Annotated in this window: 13 protein-coding genes; 6 read left to right on the forward strand and 7 right to left on the reverse strand. The window is 61.3% G+C overall.

Annotated elements, in window-relative coordinates; genetic code table 11:
* Nucleotides 1-109 precede the first annotated feature (109 nt).
* Complete coding sequence (gene ppnN / locus BY454_RS06790) at nucleotides 110-1492, forward strand: nucleotide 5'-monophosphate nucleosidase PpnN (protein WP_104415505.1); 1383 nt, start codon at nucleotides 110-112, stop codon at nucleotides 1490-1492.
* Nucleotides 1493-1518: 26 nt separating this feature from the next.
* Here the strand turns inward: ppnN and BY454_RS06795 are convergent, their stop codons facing one another.
* Nucleotides 1519-1851 carry a c-type cytochrome gene (locus tag BY454_RS06795; protein WP_104415504.1) on the reverse strand — a complete coding sequence of 111 codons (333 nt, stop codon included), beginning with the start codon at nucleotides 1849-1851 and terminating at the stop codon, nucleotides 1519-1521.
* Between the two features lie 200 nt (nucleotides 1852-2051).
* Between BY454_RS06795 and BY454_RS06800 the strand changes: the two genes are divergently transcribed.
* Complete coding sequence (locus BY454_RS06800) at nucleotides 2052-3155, forward strand: enoyl-CoA hydratase/isomerase family protein (protein WP_104415503.1); 1104 nt, start codon at nucleotides 2052-2054, stop codon at nucleotides 3153-3155.
* A gap of 37 nt (nucleotides 3156-3192) precedes the next feature.
* On the opposite strand, the gene BY454_RS06805 is transcribed toward BY454_RS06800, so the two are convergent.
* Nucleotides 3193-5316, reverse strand: a complete 2124-nt coding sequence (locus BY454_RS06805; protein WP_104415502.1) for a tRNA(Met) cytidine acetyltransferase TmcA — start codon at nucleotides 5314-5316, stop codon at nucleotides 3193-3195.
* Nucleotides 5317-5566: 250 nt separating this feature from the next.
* On the opposite strand from BY454_RS06805, the gene BY454_RS06810 reads away from it, so the two are divergent.
* Nucleotides 5567-7837, forward strand: a complete 2271-nt coding sequence (locus BY454_RS06810; protein WP_104415501.1) for an ATP-dependent helicase — start codon at nucleotides 5567-5569, stop codon at nucleotides 7835-7837.
* Between the two features lie 20 nt (nucleotides 7838-7857).
* Here the strand turns inward: BY454_RS06810 and BY454_RS06815 are convergent, their stop codons facing one another.
* From BY454_RS06815 to BY454_RS06825, 3 genes are read right to left on the reverse strand one after another with little or no spacing between them, the layout of a single operon-like run.
* Nucleotides 7858-9093 (reverse strand): methyltransferase, encoded by a 1236-nt coding sequence (locus BY454_RS06815; protein WP_181049644.1) that lies wholly within the window; start codon nucleotides 9091-9093, stop codon nucleotides 7858-7860.
* A gap of 2 nt (nucleotides 9094-9095) precedes the next feature.
* Nucleotides 9096-10361 carry a D-amino acid dehydrogenase gene (locus BY454_RS06820; RefSeq protein WP_104415499.1) on the reverse strand — a complete coding sequence of 422 codons (1266 nt, stop codon included), beginning with the start codon at nucleotides 10359-10361 and terminating at the stop codon, nucleotides 9096-9098.
* Between the two features lie 47 nt (nucleotides 10362-10408).
* On the reverse strand, nucleotides 10409-11239 hold the full coding sequence (locus tag BY454_RS06825; RefSeq protein WP_104415498.1) for a polyphosphate kinase 2 family protein: 831 nt from the start codon (nucleotides 11237-11239) through the stop codon (nucleotides 10409-10411).
* A gap of 119 nt (nucleotides 11240-11358) precedes the next feature.
* Between BY454_RS06825 and BY454_RS06830 the strand changes: the two genes are divergently transcribed.
* From BY454_RS06830 to BY454_RS06840, 3 genes are all read left to right on the forward strand, one after another.
* The gene (locus BY454_RS06830) at nucleotides 11359-12162 is read left to right on the forward strand and encodes a TatD family hydrolase (RefSeq protein WP_104415497.1); all 804 of its coding nucleotides are present in this window, start codon (nucleotides 11359-11361) and stop codon (nucleotides 12160-12162) included.
* A 9-nt stretch (nucleotides 12163-12171) separates the two neighbouring features.
* A complete protein-coding gene (locus tag BY454_RS06835) occupies nucleotides 12172-13380 on the forward strand; it encodes an HD-GYP domain-containing protein (protein ID WP_104415496.1) in 1209 nt (402 codons plus the stop codon).
* Between the two features lie 63 nt (nucleotides 13381-13443).
* Complete coding sequence (locus tag BY454_RS06840) at nucleotides 13444-15075, forward strand: Na/Pi cotransporter family protein (RefSeq protein WP_104415495.1); 1632 nt, start codon at nucleotides 13444-13446, stop codon at nucleotides 15073-15075.
* Here BY454_RS06840 and BY454_RS06845 read toward each other — a convergent pair.
* Both BY454_RS06845 and BY454_RS06850 read right to left on the reverse strand, forming a co-directional pair.
* Complete coding sequence (locus BY454_RS06845; protein WP_104415494.1) at nucleotides 15045-17345, reverse strand: diguanylate cyclase domain-containing protein; 2301 nt, start codon at nucleotides 17343-17345, stop codon at nucleotides 15045-15047. The two genes, BY454_RS06840 and BY454_RS06845, sit on opposite strands and share 31 nt — an antisense overlap.
* Nucleotides 17342-18298, reverse strand: coding sequence for an ABC transporter substrate-binding protein (locus BY454_RS06850; protein ID WP_104415493.1), 957 nt, complete (start codon nucleotides 18296-18298; stop codon nucleotides 17342-17344). Before BY454_RS06850 ends, BY454_RS06845 begins: the two co-directional genes overlap by 4 nt.
* Nucleotides 18299-18381: the final 83 nt, after the last annotated feature.

Consider the following 18381-nt stretch of genomic DNA (forward strand, 5'->3'; position numbering starts at 1 on the left):
ATCGGCGTTTTGTCGGATGGCGTATGGAATGGAAAACCACTAGTGTACCTTTTTGTCAGATGGCCTCAAAATCGGGCCTTACCGAAATCATCAGGAGTTTGCCTGTTCCATGACAGAATCGAAGATCAACGCTCTCGTATCCCCCGAAGGGTCTCTGGAAATCCTGTCTGCCCATGAAGTGGGCCGACTCAAGGACCGAAGCGAGGGTGGTTTGTATCGCCTGTTCCGCCAATGCGCCCTGGCGGTGCTCAATACCGGCGTGGAAACCGATGACTGTAAATCGCTGATGGAAGCCCACTCCGATTTTGATGTACGGCTTGTACCCCAACCCCGCGGCCTGAAGCTGGAGCTGATCAACGCCCCGGCTCACGCCTTTGTGGACGGCCAGTTGTTGCGCGCCATTCGCGAACACCTGTTTTCAGTTCTGAGGGACATCGTTTATACCCACTCCATCCCCCAGACCATTGCAGGCTTCCGCCGGGATAACCCGGAAGACATCACCAACCTGGTGTTCCATATCCTGCGCAATGCGCGCGTGCTGGAGCCCGGCCGGCAGCCAGACATGGCGGTATGCTGGGGCGGCCACTCCATCGGCCAGGATGAATACCAGTACAGCAAGGAAGTGGGCCACCAGCTGGGCCTGCGCGGCCTGAGCATCATCACCGGCTGTGGTCCCGGCGCCATGAAAGGTCCGATGAAAGGCGCCACCATTGGTCACGCCAAGCAACGGGTCAAGAACGGCCGTTATGTGGGCATTACCGAGCCGGCAATCATTGGTGCCGAAGCGCCCAACCCGATCGTGAACGAGCTGGTGATCCTGCCGGACATTGAAAAGCGCCTGGAGGCCTTTGTGCGTTGCGGCCATGGTGTGATCGTATTCCCTGGTGGCGTGGGCACTGCCGAGGAGATCCTGTACCTGCTGGGTATCCTGCTGCACCCGGACAATTCGGACCTACCGTTCCCGGTTGTGTTTACCGGCACCAAGGAAAACGCCGAATACTTCGACATGATCGACAAGTTCATCCGAAATGCCTTGGGCGACGAAGCGGCCAACAAGTACGAGATCATTATCGACGATCCGGTCCGGGTCGCCCAGGTGATGCGCGATGGCATCAAAGACGTGGAAACCTTCCGTAGGGCCATGCAGGACGCCTACTACTTCAACTGGATGCTGAAGATTGACCCGGTATTCCAGATGCCGTTTGAGCCGAACCACACAAACATGCGGGCACTGGAGCTACACCGCGATCAGCCCAAGCACATGATTGCGGCCAATCTGCGCAAGGCATTCAGTGGCATTGTGGCGGGGAATGTGAAGGAGAATGGCATTCGCCAGGTTCAGGAGAAGGGGCCGTTTGAGATTGCCGGCGATCCGACCCTGATCAAACCGCTGGAAGCCATGCTGGAGCAGTTCGTTGCCCAGAACCGGATGAAGCTGCCCGGCTCCTCGGCCTACCGGCCGAGTTACCGGATCGTCAGCAGTGCGGCCTGAGCCGCACTGCTGAGTCGCCTGGAGGCTTACTTACCGCCAGCCGGCAGGCTGGAGTAGTAGGCCGCCACGTTGGCAATGTCTGCATCGCTCAGGTTCTTGGCCTGCGGAATCATCAGCGCAGACTGACCACCGGAACGGTTGCCATTCTTGTACGCTTTCAGGGCAGAAACCAGGTACTGCTCTTTCTGGCCAGCCAGATTCGGGTAAACCGGAACCTGAGAGATACCGTTCTGGCCATGGCAGGCGGCGCAAACGCTGGAAAGAGCCTTACCGGCTTCCGCGTCTGCAGCCATGGAGGCAGCCGGAGCAACGGCGCCCAGTGCAAACAGACCTGCAACTGCATAATGCTTGATATTCATAGAGATCACCCTCTCATAATTTTCATTATTGATCTTGGTACAAGTGCAAACAGCAACTGTGGTTCTCACTTATAGCACAGCAGCCCATTGACTCAAATGTGATTTATCAAGGATATTCGTTGGACCTTAGTCCCCTTTTACTCTCGAAAGGTGTAAATCACAGTAAGGATAAACCGCAAAACGCTCTGGAGCCGAAGTCCATGTCGATAGATGTTCAGGAACTGCCCTGCCAGGAAGGCCACATTGGCCTGCTTACCCTCGATTCCCCGAAAACCCTGAACGCCCTGACCGAAGAGATGGTCAATAAGGCACAAGCCGCCCTGGATGGATGGGCCGAGGACAGCCGCATCTGCCTGGTGGTCCTGCGCGGCAGCGGCGACCGGGCCTTCTGCGCCGGCGCCAACCTCCGGGCGCTCTACGATGGCCTGACCGGCAGCGGAGACACTGAGGCACCGGGCCGCTTTTTCACATCGGAATACCGCCTGGACTACACCCTCCATCGTTACCCCAAGCCCGTGCTGGCTCTTGGTCATGGGGTGATCATGGGCGGCGGCATGGGCCTGTTGGCTGGTTGCCGTTATCGCGTGGTGACACCGGACGCCACCCTCGCCATGCCGGAAATCACCATCGGCCTGTTTCCGGACGCAGGCTCCAGCTGGTTCCTGAACCGCCTGCCGGGCCGGATTGGACTATTCATGGGCCTGACCGGCGCTCGACTCAACGTCAGCGACGCCATGCGTGTGGGGCTGGCGGACATCATCCTGCAGCCAGAGCAACTGAACACCCTGCTGGACGATCTGCAAAGCCAGCGCTGGAGCGGTGAAGCCGTGGCGGACGACAACCAGCTCTTCCGGATGCTGACCGACCAGGAAGCCGTTGACTACCGCAGCTTGCCGGAGGGCCACCTGGAAAAACACGAGCAAACCATTGCAAAACTGGCCACCGGCGATGACCTGCCCGCCATCGTCAACAACCTGCTGGGGCACGAAAGTAACGACCCATGGTGGCAAAACTGCGTGGAAAACCTGGCCAATGGCTGCCCGATCACTCCCTGGCTGCTCTGGCACCAGCTGGGTAAAGGCCAGCAAATGTCGCTCAAAGACATGTTCCGGATGGAGCTGGCCATCGCGATGGAATGCACCCGCCGGCGCGATTTTGCAGAAGGCATTCGGGCACTGATGGTCGACAAGGATCGTTCACCGGTGTGGTCATTCACGTCCGTTGGCGACGTGCCGGAAGGCATCATCGAACGCCACTTCCAGCCAGTCTGGGACGACACCACCGATCCCATGAGACTGGACTGACCACCGCGTGACCGGCCCGCCCGGGCCGGTCCGAAACCTATCCGGCGGATAGGTAACTTGCCACCAACTGGCGCAAACGGGCTTCCCCGGCTTTCTGGCCCGCACACCAGCCGTGTTTGCGCAGTGATGTCCAGCTCCAACCCTGCAGCACCGCCCGACACCACAGCTCCCGCCCTTCCTGGCCCGCCAGCCATGCCATGAACCCGGCAGAGGCCGATAACCGCTGCAGTACCGGCAAAGTCAGCTCAAAACCGCGGAAGCCATCCGAAAAGCTGCGCAAATCCCGGTGATCATCATCAGACAGTGCGGCCTGGGCAGGCAAATCGACGGCCATCCCGATCAGGAGGTTCGTCGGTAACGCCGACCAGTGCCGGGGCATCAACACCTGCCAGTGTTCCGAGAAACGGTTTGCCAGCCCATCTGCCAGCGCGTTTCCAGCCGGGGAAATCCCCTCCAGCATCTGCAGGGGAAACTCCCCGGTGGTGGCCTCCTGTTGCAGGCCGAGTCGCACCACCCGCAATCCGGCTTCACGCCAGAACCGCAACAGCCCGGGCTCACCGCCAAAACTGGTGCCCAGATAATCCAGACAATGATCGCGACACCCTTGCCGGGCTGCCGCCACCAGTCGCCGACCAACACCCTGCCCGCGAGCCTGCTCCAGGACTGCCACCCGCACCACCCGTAGGCCTTCAAGGCTCGCCGCTTCAGCAAATCCGCCATGACTGGCCAGCGACTGGGCCAACAAATGCCCCCGCAGCCGGCGCTTGCCCAGCATCACCTGCTCGGCCATTGCCTCGGACAGCCCGCCTTCGAGTGTTGCCCAGAGCACGCCTACGATCCGCCCCTGGCGGCGAGCCACCCAGCTGTAAGCGGCGGGATCATCCAGCCACTGGCGCAAGTCCGAGGGAGTCGTGCGATAGTGGGCATTCACCAACAACCCAAAGGCTTCAGCCAGCTCCGCCTCGCTCGCCTTGGACGGCTGCCAGGGCTCGATGGTCACACTCTCGGCTGGCAGCGCCTGGTCTGTCGGCTGAGCCCCCGCATCCAGCAGGAACAACCGGAACACCAACGCCTCCAGCGGGTCACCCTTGGCCCACCGAATGGGCTGGTTGAGCTTGATCTCCTGCCACTGCGGCGTTTCCCGATCCAGCACTTCCCGGAAACGCAGCGCAAAGCCCCGACCTGTGCCCTCATAGCCATGCACCGTGCTGGCAAACGCCACCCGGGGCCAACCCAACAACAGACTCCGCAACCGATGCGCCGGAATTGCCGCCGCCTCGTCCACCATCACCACCTCGGCCGATGGCTGCTCTTCCAGCAACCGTTCGACCGGCCAGAAACACAGCCGGTGGCCATTACGGGTCACCAACCGTCCCTCATCCTGCTCCGCCAGCGCATCACCCAGCCGGCTTCCTGCGTGTCGGAACAACGTACGCACATTCTCAAACGCCGGCGCCGTCACCACCACCTGTTCGCGCCCCGCCAGCAGCAACTCCGCCGCCGCCAACCCAAGAGCAGCGGATTTACCACGCCCCCGGTCAGCAGTGACCACCAATGGCCGGCGCCTCCGGCCCTGACCAAAACGCACCAAAGCCTCGACCAGCTCGTTTTGCTCATTGGTGGCACCCACCTGGAAGGCCTCGGACTCGTCCGGGACCGACAGCTCGGGCAAAGCAGCCGCCCCGGCGTTTACCCGAATCACTTCCGGGGCCTGGGCCAGCAACCGTACCTGACGCGCCGCAAACGCATGTTCCGGTGCCCCATCCAGCCCGGTGCGGGCATAATCCGGATCCTCAAACTCCGGCCACTGCGCCAGCGTCGGCATCAGCCAGAACAGCAGGCCGCCAGCTTTCAAGGTTCCCGCCAGCGCCGCCAGACCATCCGGCGGATTCCCCTGCCAGCCGTCCCACACCAGAACATCCAGCTCCTGGCCCAGCCAGCGTTTGTACTGCTTGGCAGCCATCCCGGGCAACCCACCCCGCGCGGCGTCTTCGGGCTGCCCCACCCATAAGCCACGGGTGGCGTGCAGGCCTTCCAGCTGGGTCATCACCCAGTCACGACACCACTGCGGCTCACCCTCCACCAGGATGAGGCGGCGCTGACCAAGTCGGGCAAGTTTTTCAACGAAATTCTGCCAATCTTCTTGCTGGGAAGGTTGCATAGAGATGCAGTCAACTCCGAAAGAGCATTGCGCCGGGGAGGATCTTCAAAAAATTTGCGGAGGCAGGGATGCCGGAGCATAAGCGCCACAGGGATGTGCCAAAGGAGCGCTTTTTTGAAGATCCTCCCCGGCGCAATACGGGCATAGATGAACCAAGCCGGAAGCCACCCTAGGCGGAGGTGCGGCATGAATAAAAAACTATTATGGAGCACCGCTACTCCCACTGCCACCAGCCAAGTACAATACCGCCATGCCAGACACCGACTTCCTCCCGGACTACCTCACCGACGAACAGCGCGCCATCATCACCGCCGGCTACGAACACGCGGTGATCACCGCCGTCGCCGGCAGCGGCAAAACCTCCACCCTGGCCTGGCGCATCCGCTACCTGCTCGCCCAGGGCCACGACCCGGACCGCATGCTGGTGCTCATGTTCAACCGCAGCGCCCGGGTGGATTTCGAGCGCAAATTGCAGTCAGTCTGCCACCAGTCCGGCCTGGCCATCCCGGAAATCCGCACCTACCACGCCATGGGCCTGCGCCTGTACAAACGCTTCGTGCGCGAAGGCTACCTGCCGGGTTTCTCCGAGAAAATTCTCACCGAACAGGAAATCAGCTACCAAGCCTGGCTGCTGACTCGCCGCCTCGCACCCGAAGACCTGGCAGACGAAATCCGCCGCAACAAGAAAGAATTCGTGGAAACCGCCACCGGGTTCATCGACCGGGTGAAAACCACCCTCTCCCCGGCGGACGTGGTGTTCGAGGAATTGGGCTACTCCGACAAGCACAAGTACCTGGTGGACCTGTTCCACAGCTTCGAGCAATGGCGCAAACGCCAGGGCCGCATCAGCTACGCCGACATGCTCTACGAGCCGGTCATGGCCATCCACCAGAACCCGCCACTGCAGCGACTGGTGGGCAACAAAATGGATTTGATCCTGGTGGACGAATACCAGGACACCAACGAAATCCAGCACCTGCTGCTGCGTTACGTAGCCGGCGACCGGGCCCGGGTGACCGTGGTGGGCGACCCGGACCAGACCATCTACGAATTCCGGGGCGCCAAACCCGAATTCATCCTGCGCCGCTTCATCGACGAGTTCGAAAGCCCGCTGGAGCAGACCCTGAGCTACACCTTCCGCTACGGCCACCGGGTGGCCCTGCTCGCCAATCACCTGATTCACCACAACACCGGCCGCAAGGACGTGCTCTGCCATTCCCACCCGACCACGCCAGGCACGGCCATCAGCCTGCATCGCAGCGACAGCGATGCCGATCAGGTGCTAAAGGTCCTGCAAAATCAAACGGATGAACAGAACAACCAGAGCGCCATCCTGTTCCGGGTCTGGAGCCAGAGCGTGCCGATTGAACTGAAACTGCTGGCCCGGCAGATTCCCTACCGGATTGATGCCGGCAAGGGTGCGCTGTTCAGCCGGGAAGTGCAGGCCATCACGGCACTCTTGCTGATCGTCACCGATCGCCTGAAACAGCTGCCGGACCTGGACCGACTGGAACTGGCCCGGCAGATCCTGCGCTTTCCCCACGTAGGCCTGAAAGAACCGGAGCTGGAAAACCTGGCGCAGTTCCTCGCCAGCTTCGACGGCAACTGGCACGAGCGCCTGCTGGCCATGGATTTCGACGCCCTGGCGCCCATGGCCGCCCGCAAACTGCGCAAACTCGGCGAGGTATTGGGCCAGCTTCGCAGCTACAAGGGCCCGGTGGCGGGATTGATCAGCGTCTACGCCGAGCACACGGAGCTGTACGAGGGCATCCGCAGCCTGGCCCTCACCCATGACGCTGCCGAGGAGCGCATCGATACCGTCCAGGGCTTCCGGGACTACCTGAAAAGCCTCGACGTGGACGCCGGCGGCGCCATCGAACACCTGCGCACACTGAAGCAGCAGGCCGGCGAGAAGCGTGACCACGGGGTACTACTGTCCACCATCCACCGAACCAAGGGCCTGGAATGGCCAGTGGTGATCATTCCCGGCCTGCAGGAAAAATACCTGCCCTACAGCCCGCGCCCCACCGAAAACACCCAGGCCATTCTGGAGAGCGAACGGCGCCTGCTGTACGTGGGGATGACCCGGGTAAAACACGCCCTGCACCTGATCACCCGCCCGGACAGTACCCGGCCACATCTGGACGGCGAGCAAGGCCCCAGCCGGTTTGTGCCGGAAATCTGCTTCGAGTTGTGCCAGGAGCTTGGCACACACCTTGAAAATCGGGCCTCGTCGGATTCGCAAGCCTTGCCCCTGCAAGCCGCTATCACGCCTGTCAGCCAACGTTATGCCGAGCGCGAGGGCGTCGCCCTGGACGGTCAGCACCAGCCCGATGTCTCACCCCAAACGCCAGTTTGGCAGCACAAACGGGTGCAACACGCGGTCTTCGGTGCCGGCAAGGTACTGGGGGAGGATCAGATATCATTCGAAGTGCAGTTTGATCAGGGCGACACGCTGAATTTCAGCAAGAAAAGTGCGCACCTGTATTTCTCTCTGCCGGACATCCCGGCCGATGAGTAACACCCCAAGCCACACCGGCGTCAGCGCTTGCGCTTGACCGCGTCCAGCAACAGGTTCCGAGGCGTCAGGGCACGTTCACAAAAGGTGCCCAGCCGCACGGTATAGCCCTGCTCTTCCAGAAACAGCGCGTAATCCAACACCAGCCAGAGTTCCAGTGGCCGACGGAACACATGGCGTAGCAGCTCCAGCCGTCGCACCTGTTGCCATAGGCGTTCGCCCTCGGCCAGCCAATGCGCCCAGTCCACCGAGGCCGGCAACGCCAGTCCCTTCTTATCGGCTGCCCAGCGGCAAAAGGCTTCAAAATCTTCCCTGTTCAGCCATCCCGGGTGCGACGGCACAGGCAAATACTCGTCCACACCACCCAGCTCTCGCTGCAGGGCGTCAAAGCCCAGGCGCCAGGCACGAATCTTTGCCGACTGCCGCCGCTCCCGTGCCGGAGCCGTCACCGTCTCCTGAACCGCCAGTTTCAGCGCACCCGTGTCGATAACCAGCCGGTTTTCCCGGTGCCCGACAAAGCGGGACAGGGGTTGATGAACCGACGCGCGAGTCCGCTGATAACAACACGGCGAGAGCACCAGCCGGGGCGCACCGGCCTCAGTACCCCGCACCAGCCATTGCCGGTGCAAATCGCCACAGGCGTGCAGGGCCACACCCTGGTAACCATCTGGCCAGTGGAGGTCTGAAGCCATCACATCCTGTTGCCGGATCGTGACCGGGTCCCGGTAGTGATCCGCCAGCCGGTTGCCATCGGCCACCAGTGCCGGATCCCATTCAAACCCGGTCACCGGCGTTGCGCCCTGCCCGGCCAGTGTTCTGGCCAGATGGCCCTTGCCACAGCACCAGTCCAGCACCGGCCCGTTCAACGGGCTGGCCGCGGCGGTGAAGGCGCCGGCCTGCAGCCGTTTACGCCCCGGCATGTCCACGGCCCGGATCTCGGGCAAGGTGGTTTGGTCGGCGGGCTGCTCGCCGGCCAGGGAGGGCAACTGCACCAGTTCCGGCCACGAGGCCAGTTCGGGCAGGTAGCGGGAGGCTTGCGTGGCGAATGTCGCCGGGCGGTCCTGCCAGTACTCGCAGTCCTCTTCCGGCAAGCCCAGCAACCATTCCGCCAGCTCCGGAGCCTCAGTCAGCCACTCGGGATTGGGCTGGCTGAAGGGCACCGGTCGCCATAAGGTTTCGTGCTGTTTTAACCAGCCATCCAACTGCTGCCAGCGGTGAGCCAGGTCCGACTCATGGCCTTCGGTGACGGGTGACGGCATGCTCAAAAACGATCCGCCCGGAACGGATCGATCGGCACCGCTGGGTCCTCGCCATCAATCACCTGGGCAATCACCGCTGCGCTGCCGGCGGACAGGGTCCAACCGAAGGTGCCGTGGCCGGTGTTCAGGTACAGGTTGTCCCGCCCCGCCCGACCAATAATCGGCGGACCGTCCGGGGTCATGGGGCGGAAACCGGTCCAGCTTTCCACATCAGTCAGATCCGCACAGCCGGGATAGCGAGATTGCACGGATTTTCGAATAGTCGCCAGCCGGGCTTCGGGGATATCCCGGTTGAAATCGGCCAGCTCGACAAAGCCCGTGGCGCGCAGGCGGTTGCCCAGGCGCGTGGAGACCACCTTGTAGTGGTCGTCGTGAATGGTGCTCGCTGGTGCCTTTTCGGGGTCGCTCAGTGTGGCCGTAATGCTGTAACCCTTCACCGGGTAGATGGAAATATCCACCCCCAGCGGGCGTACCAGCTCTGGCGACCAACAACCGGCACAAACCACCACCGCATCGGCGTCCAGGGTTTCAGACTGACCGCCGGCATTTTTCAGGTAAACCCCATGCACCCGACGATGGTCCGCCACCAGGCTTTTCACCTCCACCTGGTACCGGAAGGTCACGCCCAGAGCCTCACACACCCGGGCCAGTTCCCGGGAGAACAGGTGACAATCACCGGTGCCATCGGTGTCGTAGCTGAGCGCGCCATAGAGCGGGCCATTGCCGGTCATGCCCGGCTCGGCTTCCCGGACCTGCTCGGGAGTCAGCAGGCGGGCCTTGATGCCCATCTCGGTCAGCAACTGGTGCAGCGCGCGATAATCTTCTATCGCCTCGGGCGTGCTGGCCAGATGCAGCAAGCCCTTATGGGCTCCGTCAAACTGCAGGTCATGCTCCTGCTCCAGCGCCAGGAATCGCTCCCGGCTGTGAATGCCCAGGCGCAGCATGGCTCGTTTGTTCAGGCCAAACAATCCCGGTGCCGTGGCGTAGCGGAAGGTGGCGAACATGAAGCGCAGGGCCGCCAGTGACGGCGGCATCCGCAGTTTCAGTGGGCCGTCGGTTTTCACCAGCCAGGGCAGGGCCTTGAACATGATGTGCGGATCAGCCCAGGGATACACCACACCATAGGAGCGCTGGGCGGCATTGCCCTTGCTGGTTTCATTGCCAGCTAGCGCATGACGCTCCAGCACCGTGACACGATGCCCACGGCGCACCAGTTCGCGAGCGGTGGTCACGCCGACCACACCGCCGCCCACAACCACAATATGCATAGCCTGCCTCCGTTAACGACACCCGTTGCGGGTAGTTACTTCCAAGCTTAGCTGACTCCGTTTTTCGCCAACAGTTCACGGTACTCGGCCAGCACTTCCGGGCTTTCCTTCGGGTACTCCGGCGCCAGCGTCTTCAGCTTGGCAGCCACCAGGGCGGCAATGATCGCCCGGGCCTGGGGTTTGCGGTCGCCTGGAATCATGTACCAGGGATTCTCCTCGGTATGGGTAGCGGCCAGCGCCTCTTCTGCGTAGGCCTGGTAAACCTCGCGCTTTTTCCAGCCTTCGATGTCGGATGGATCGAATTTCCAGCGCTTGCGCGGTTTGTCCAGACGCTTGAGAAGCCGGCGCTTGTGCTCGTCTTTCGACATGTTCAGCCAGACTTTCATCACACAGGTGCCCTCACTGGCCAGGTGATGTTCAAATTCCCGGATGGCGCGGTACCGGGCTTCCCAGTCGTAGGTTTCCACATCCCGCACCGGCCAGACCCGTTCACCAATCACCGCCTCATGATGACTGCGATTGAACGCCACCATCTGGCCATAGGCGGGCAGGTACGGCGTCACCCGCCAGAGAAAATCGTGAGCGCCTTCCACCGAGTTGGGCCGGCTGAACGACCAGGCGTGAAACCCGCCCGGGTCGGCATAGGTGGCCAGGGTACGAATCAGGCTGTCCTTGCCACTGGTATCAGGGCCGTGAATCACCAGCAGGAGTCCCTGCTTCTGATTGGCCCAGAGCCGGCGCTGGTACTCGCCAATATCCTCCAGGCTGGCTTCAAGTTTCGGCACTTTCCGGTCGTCATCCAGCAGGGTGGGATAGTTGTCGAATCCGGGTTTGGTGGGGTCCAGAAACCAGGATTTCGCAAATGCCGAATATTTCATCAAGGAAACTCCCTATCGCTATCTTTAGAATGAGGCTTGGGCCAAACTGATACAATGCGCCCTGAAAACGTACACAATAACATTCCAGACGCTGAATTTTTTGACCCGAGCATTTGTACATGAGTAAAAAACGTCGCGAGATCCCTGTATTCGATCACCCGATCATCGAGACCCACTGCCATCTGGACTATCTGAAAGACCGGCCACTGGCGGAAACCCTGGAGCGCACCCGGCAAGTTAACATTGAAAGGGTCATTACCATTGCCGTGTCCCCGGAAAACCTGGCCACCGTGCGCGAACTCAGCCAGCTGGAACCCTGGATCTATGGCACTCAAGGCATTCACCCGCACGACGCAGAGAGTTATTCGGACACGGTGGAAGAAGAGATCCGCGCCCACGGCCGGGATGAGAAGATCGTCGCCATCGGTGAAATCGGCCTGGATTATTTCTACGACAACGCCGACCGTGACGTGCAAAAATCCGTGTTCCGCCGCCAGCTTCAGATCGCCAGCGAACTGGACCAACCAGTGGTGATCCACAGCCGCGAAGCCGATGAAGACACCATCCGCATCCTCGGCGAATTCGAGGACACCCTCAAGCGCCGGGGCGTGATCCACAGCTTCACCTCCGGCCCCGAACTGGCGCAATACGCACTGGATAATGGTTGGTGCCTGGGCTTTAATGGCATCACCTCGTTCAACAAGGCGGAGAACGTGCGGGACATTGTCCGCATGGCGCCTATTGAGCAAATCCTGCTGGAAACCGACTCGCCATTCCTCACCCCGGTACCCTACCGTGGCCGTGAGAATGCGCCTTTCTATCTGCCCTTCGTGGCGGAAAAAATTGCCGAGGTAAAGGAGCTACCGTTGGAAAAAGTCATCAGCCAGACCTATGAAAACAGCCTGAAAACCTTCTTCGCGTAGAACCATGGCATGATCAAGCGCATCCCCGTTTCTGCGTTGAAGGTTGGCATGTACATCACCGACCTTAACAACGACTGGATCCCTCACAACCAGACGCGCAAGAAAGGCGTGATCCGGCGCGAGGAAACCATCGAGAAGATCCGGTTAATGGGGGTGAAACACGTCTACATCGACGCCAGCAAGGGCCTCGATTGCCAGGACGCCGAACCGGCAGTAGAGGTGGACCAGCGCAACGAAGCCGCTCTGGAGCGGGCCGGCGAGCTGACGCCTGCCTTGCGGTCCCAGATCGACCTGGCGGATGAAATGGTCAAGGCCCAACGGGTGCACGCCCAGGCCCAGGGCCTGGTCAGCGAGTTCATGCATCACATGAAGATGGGGACCGCCATTGAAGTGGCCCCCATCCACCAGCTCGCCGACGAGCTTCAATGCTCGGTGCTCAGAAACGCCAATGCCCTCAGCTGCCTGGGGCGAATCCGGGAAAAGGACAACTACCTGTTGGAGCACTCGGTCAACCTGAGTGTGCTCATGTCGCTGTTTGGCAGCCACCGGGAACTGTCCCGGGACGTGCTGCACCAGACCATTGTCGGCGCACTGCTGCACGACATCGGCAAAATACTGACCCCGGACGAAATCCTGCACAAACCCGGGCGCCTGACCACCGAGGAATTCGAGGTCATGAAGATGCACGCCCGCTATTCCCGGGACATTCTTGCCAGCACGGAAGGCATCGGCGAAATCGCCCTGCTCACGGCGGCCCAACACCACGAAAAGCTGGACGGCACGGGCTATCCCGAGGGACTTAAGGGCCAGGAAATCAGTGAATATGGGCGCATGGTGGCGATCACCGATGTCTACGACGCCATCACGGCCGACCGCGTCTACCATAAGGGGATAACCCCGGTACAGGGCCTGAAGAAGCTGCTGGAATGGAGCGGCGATCACCTGGACCCCATGCTGGTCAAGGAGTTCATTCGCTGCATTGGCCTTTACCCGATCGGCTCACTGGTGCTGCTGGAAAGCGGCCGACTGGGCGTGGTGGTCGAAACCAATGAAGACGATCAACGCCTGCCGGTGGTCCGGGTGATGTACCACACCCGGTTCCGCCAGCCCATTACCGTGCAAACCCTTGACCTCTCGCGGCCCGGTAATCAGGATCGAATCGTAAAGGCGGTTGATCCGGCAGACTACAAGCTGGACATCCGAAAATTCCTGGCCTGACCCCACAAGGCACTGTTTCCTGTCAGGCTTACGGACGAGCAACCCGGTAACAGGTAACAACAGATGATTTCATCGATTTTCCAGATCCTCGGCGGCCTGGCGCTGTTCATGCTGGCCATGGAAATGATGACCAACGGCCTGAAGAACGCCGCCGGCTCCCAGTTGCGTCACCTGCTGGGCCACTGGACCAAAACCCCGCTGCGGGGACTGGCGGCCGGGGCCATCATCACCGGCATCGTGCAACATTCTGGTGCCGTGACCGTCGCCACCATTGGCTTTGTGAACGCCGGGCTACTGACCCTCAAACATTCCCTGGGCGTGATTTTTGGCTCGAATATCGGCACTACCATGACCGGTTGGCTGGTAAGCCTGGTGGGGTTCGGCTTCAAGATCGAAGCCATGGCGCTGCCGTTGCTGGCCGCTGGCGTGGGCCTTCGCATGATCAGCCGGGTTCCCCGCAACCAGTTCCTGGGGGAAGCTCTGGCGGGTTTTGCCCTGTTCTTCCTGGGCCTCTCGATTCTCAAGACCGCCCTGGAGGCTGCTGCCGGCGGGTTTACCGGTGGCGGCATGATCAGCAGCGACTACGGGCTGCCTATGTTCCTGCTGATTGGCCTGGTCGCCACCATCCTGACACAGTCTTCCAGCGCCTCCCTGGCGATTGTGCTGACCGCCGCCGCCGGTGGTCTGATTTCACTGCACGATGCCGCCGCCGCCGTGATCGGCGCCAATCTGGGCTCCACGTCCACCGCGGCTCTCTCCGCCATTAAAGCAACAGCCAACGCGCGCCGCCTGGCGGTGGGCCACATCCTGTTTAATCTGGTCACCGGCGCCATCGCGCTGCTGATCATGCCGCTGATGTTGTGGACGGTGGCCCAAGTCACTGACCTGCTGGACCTGGCCTCCAACCCGGCAGTCTCACTGGCTATCTTCCACACCCTGTTCAACGTGTTGGGCGCGGCTGTCATGCTGCCCTTCACCGCGCCCTTTGCGCGCTTTCTCGGACGCCTGTTCCGAAGCAAGGAAGAAGACAACGCCGAACCCCGATATCTGGACGACACACTCATCACCACGCCGGAACTGGCCATCGGCGCGGTGGATCAGGAAATGAAACGGCTGATTCGCCACACCCGGGGGCTGCTGCGGGTCTGCCTGGACCGGGAGGGGCTCAACGAGGCGCAGATCGGCCCGAAGGCGGACGCTATTCGCAGCCTCAACAGCGCGATCACGGATTACATCGGGCGCTTGAATGCCGAGAAAATGCAGATATCGATTGTTGAAGCCCTGGCCATCAGCCTGCGCACCTGTCGCTACCTCTCAGAAGCCACCATGCTCGCTCCCCAGCTACTGGCGATGCGACGGCTTTGCGACCGGACCGAGTTCGCCGGCCTGGCATCGCTGCATCACCAGTACCTGGATATTCTGCGGGAGTTGGTGGTCGCGGAAGAACCGTCACCGGAGCTGGTGGGGCGGGCCGAACAGGCCTACCAGGATCTGAAAGCACAGACCCTGCAACTGATGGTGCGTCATACCAGTGCCGCCGGCCCGGGCGGGGAAATGCTTGATGCCCTGAGTGGCATTCGCCGAATGAGCGACCAATGGGGTAAGTCTCTGCACTGGCGTTCAGCCACCGATTACCTGAACAAAGAGCACGGGCACGACCACGATCACGACAGGTTCTCGGAGAACCCACAGTAGCGGTTACGCCCTTCCCGCTTGGCCTGATACATGGCCTGGTCGGCCTGACGGAGCAGCTGGTCCGCATCCAGCTCCTCCAGTTGCGGATACAGGGTGTAGCCGACACTGACCGACACCGCCACGCTGTGGTCGGCCACCCAGACTGGCTCCACCACGACGGCCAGCAGGCGGTCCAGTAGGGCCTCCAGAGCTTCATCACCATCCACATTGACGGCAATGGCGGCGAATTCATCACCACCCAGGCGCGCCAGGGTATCCTCCTCACGCAGTACCGTGCGCATACGACGCCCCATTTCGATCAGAAGCTCATCACCCGCATCGTGGCCAAAGGCATCATTAACCGGCTTGAATTCATCAAGATCGATGTAGATCACGCCCAACTGGTAGCCGTGGCGACGGGCCTGGGCCATCGACTGATGCAAACGCTCGGCAAAGAGTACGCGATTGGGCAACCCGGTGAGGGCGTCATAGTGAGCCATGGTGCGCAGTTTCTTTTCCGACTCCTTGAGACGGGTGATATCGCTGAAGACCCCCACAAAATGAGTCAGGTCTTTGTGCTCGTCGAAGACACTGCTCAATGTCAGGTTCAGTATCAGGCGGCGCCCTTCCCGGCTACGGCTACGGAACTCACCGGTCCAGACACCGTGCTTGCGCGCGGCAATCAATATGGCGCTGCCCTCGTCGATGGGCATTGGCGGCAAGCTGCCAATACATTCCTGGCGGTCCCGTCCCGTGATCTGCTGGTAGGCATCGTTAACATCAATCACCACACCATGACTGTCGGTGATGAAAATGGCCTCCCGGGCATTCTCAAACACCCGAACGGCCAGACGCATGCGCTCCTCGGCTTCCTTGCGGCGGGTAATGTCGTACCAGGAGCACAGCACGGCGGGGGTATCGAAGCCATGGACGTAGACCGGCGCCAGGGTCATATCCACCCAGACCTCCGAGTTGTCCGAGCGAAGGTAGACCCATTCGGTGGTCACCATGTCTCCCAACTGAACCCGTCGTAACAACGCATCAAGCTTCTGGGAGGCGATCTCGCCATCCGGCTGGATGGACTGGGAGAATGCCGCCAGGCCCTTGCCCAGAAACGAGGCTTCCGAGGTATAACGCAGCAGGTCCACGGCGGCCCGGTTACAGTCGACCAGCTCCGAGCCATCCAGCATCAGCATGGGCTGCGGCCAGCCGGCAATCAGCTCCCGCTGGCGTCGCTCTTCCTGCGCCAGTTGGCGACGCTGCCGCCCCAACCACACAGTGGTAAACACCAGCAATGCCAGCAAGATGCCGACCGTCAGAACCCAGCCTCGGTACTGATTCAGTACATCCAGCCAGGTTACCCGCGGGCTCTGGTCATAGGGCGCCACGCGCAGGGCCCGGGCCAGATCCTCCACGGACTGGTAGTCCGCCGGTGGCGCAAAACCCGCCAATCCGGCCGCCCTGGCGGCGGGATCGCCAGGCTCCAACGCATACAGCGCAGATGCCACCCGCCGAACCACACGGGAATCCACATGGGGCAGGGCCACCAACGGCCATTCGGGATACAGCCGGGTTGAGACCTGGAACGGATAACCTCGAAGGTCCTGGGGATTGATCACTTTCAGGATCTCCGCCAGATCCGGGTTGTCCACAAGACGGTCCTCGAGAACCCCGGTACGGATGAATCCCACATCGGTGTCGCCACTGACCACCGCGCGAATGACCCGGTCATGATTACCGAGGTAAATAACCTTGCTGCTACGGCGCACTTTGACACCCGCCGATTCCAGTTCCAGGGCCGGCGCCTGGTAGCCGCCCAGAAAATGCGTACCTGGAGCGGCAATGGTGGCATTTTTCAGATCCTCCAGGCGGTTGATATCGGCCCGATCCGCACGGGTGATGATGACACCACCGATGCTACCTGTCGTCTGGCCATGCCAGTCCCGAAGGAGCGTGGCCAGCACGCCGGTCAAACTGCGCTCACTGCGAATCAACAGGAAATGGCTGGGATTGGTCAGGAAAAAATCAACCTGGTTGGCCGCAATCGCACGGCTCATGGACTCCTGGTCCTGGACAACCAGTCTGAACCGAAGGCCCGTCCTGTCACTCAAGTATTCCGTGAGCGGCCGGTATTGCTGTTGCATAGCCGACTGTGGCCGGTACGCCAGTACCGAGAGAACAATGGCATCTTCCTGCGACTGGGTCTGGGCCTGCACACCGGCCGCCCCGAGTGTCAGCGTCAGACTCAGGAGGGATATCGCAAGACGCTGAAGGCATCGACCGGCTTTCATGAGAAGTCCTCCGGCAGGTAGTCACGGCTGGGCAGGTTTTCCAGGTCAGGCATTCGCTGAATCAGCCCCTCCCGGGCCAGGATCTTGCCAAGGCGCCGGGCAATGGTTTCCACCCGACCTCCCGGTGCAAGGTAACGACGGTTTGCAGACACTTCGGGCAGCATGACAGTAGCCATAGCCTGACGGACCGATTCGGGGGGGACATCGTGGCGGGTGGCAATCCGGTACACCGCATCGTGACGGTTGCGCACCAGGTGCTGGAGTCCACGGAAATGCGCCTTCACCAGGGCGGCAACAGCCTCCGGTTGCTGCTCTTCGGCCTTACGCGTCACCACCAGCAGATCGAAAATGGTGTCCGGTATTTCGCTGCTGTCGAACAGAGCCACGGCACCGGCCTGGGCGAGGCGGGAAGCCACCGGCTGATAACACACCGAGGCATCGATTTTGCCTTGGTTCCAGGCCTCCAGGTGCTGGTTGGCCGGCAGGTCGATCACCGACACCTGATCGCTGCGTAATCCGGCCTCTTCAAGCATGGCAAACAGCATGACGCCAGAGACACTGCTCAGCTCGACGGCAATGGACCGACCAGCCAGATCCGACAGGTTGTTGATTTCAGGGCGGGCCATGACCACGTCTGCTCCCACCGACACATCCGCAACAGCCACCGCCCGAACCGGCATGCCACCGGCCTGGAGCCTCAGGGCTTCGTCGAGTGTCAGGGCGGCGGCATCCAGCTCTCCGGCCAGCATACCATTCAGGGAATCCCGGGAACTCTGGCCTTTAACCAGTTGTACGTTGGCAGGCAGCCAATCGAATTCGTTGGCCAGATACAGCGTTTCATACCCAATCCATGGATGAACACCTGTGCGCAGTGGCGGTTTTTTAAAACAACCAGTCAGGCTGGCCGATGCGGCGACAGCAAGCGACAGCTGCAGAAAGTGACGGCGGTGCATTCATTTGCTCCCGGCGGCGTGACAAAGGCAATCGTGAAGATAACAGCGCCTTGCCACTATACCGCACTATGGGGTCGGGGCGG

The organism is Marinobacter persicus (assembly GCF_002934325.1).
Classification (GTDB): Bacteria; Pseudomonadota; Gammaproteobacteria; order Pseudomonadales; family Oleiphilaceae; genus Marinobacter; species Marinobacter persicus_A.

Coding starts and splice junctions, on each gene's coding strand:
- ppnN (WP_104415505.1), top strand. CDS start 110: ATGACAGAATCGAAGATCAACGCTCTCGTATCCCCCGAAGGGTCTCTG.
- BY454_RS06795 (WP_104415504.1), bottom strand. CDS start 1,851: ATGAATATCAAGCATTATGCAGTTGCAGGTCTGTTTGCACTGGGCGCC.
- BY454_RS06825 (WP_104415498.1), bottom strand. CDS start 11,239: ATGAAATATTCGGCATTTGCGAAATCCTGGTTTCTGGACCCCACCAAA.
- BY454_RS06830 (WP_104415497.1), top strand. CDS start 11,359: ATGAGTAAAAAACGTCGCGAGATCCCTGTATTCGATCACCCGATCATC.
- BY454_RS06845 (WP_104415494.1), bottom strand. CDS start 17,345: ATGAAAGCCGGTCGATGCCTTCAGCGTCTTGCGATATCCCTCCTGAGT.
- BY454_RS06835 (WP_104415496.1), top strand. CDS start 12,172: ATGATCAAGCGCATCCCCGTTTCTGCGTTGAAGGTTGGCATGTACATC.
- BY454_RS06815 (WP_181049644.1), bottom strand. CDS start 9,093: ATGCCGTCACCCGTCACCGAAGGCCATGAGTCGGACCTGGCTCACCGC.
- BY454_RS06820 (WP_104415499.1), bottom strand. CDS start 10,361: ATGCATATTGTGGTTGTGGGCGGCGGTGTGGTCGGCGTGACCACCGCT.
- BY454_RS06805 (WP_104415502.1), bottom strand. CDS start 5,316: ATGCAACCTTCCCAGCAAGAAGATTGGCAGAATTTCGTTGAAAAACTT.
- BY454_RS06840 (WP_104415495.1), top strand. CDS start 13,444: ATGATTTCATCGATTTTCCAGATCCTCGGCGGCCTGGCGCTGTTCATG.
- BY454_RS06810 (WP_104415501.1), top strand. CDS start 5,567: ATGCCAGACACCGACTTCCTCCCGGACTACCTCACCGACGAACAGCGC.
- BY454_RS06850 (WP_104415493.1), bottom strand. CDS start 18,298: ATGCACCGCCGTCACTTTCTGCAGCTGTCGCTTGCTGTCGCCGCATCG.
- BY454_RS06800 (WP_104415503.1), top strand. CDS start 2,052: ATGTCGATAGATGTTCAGGAACTGCCCTGCCAGGAAGGCCACATTGGC.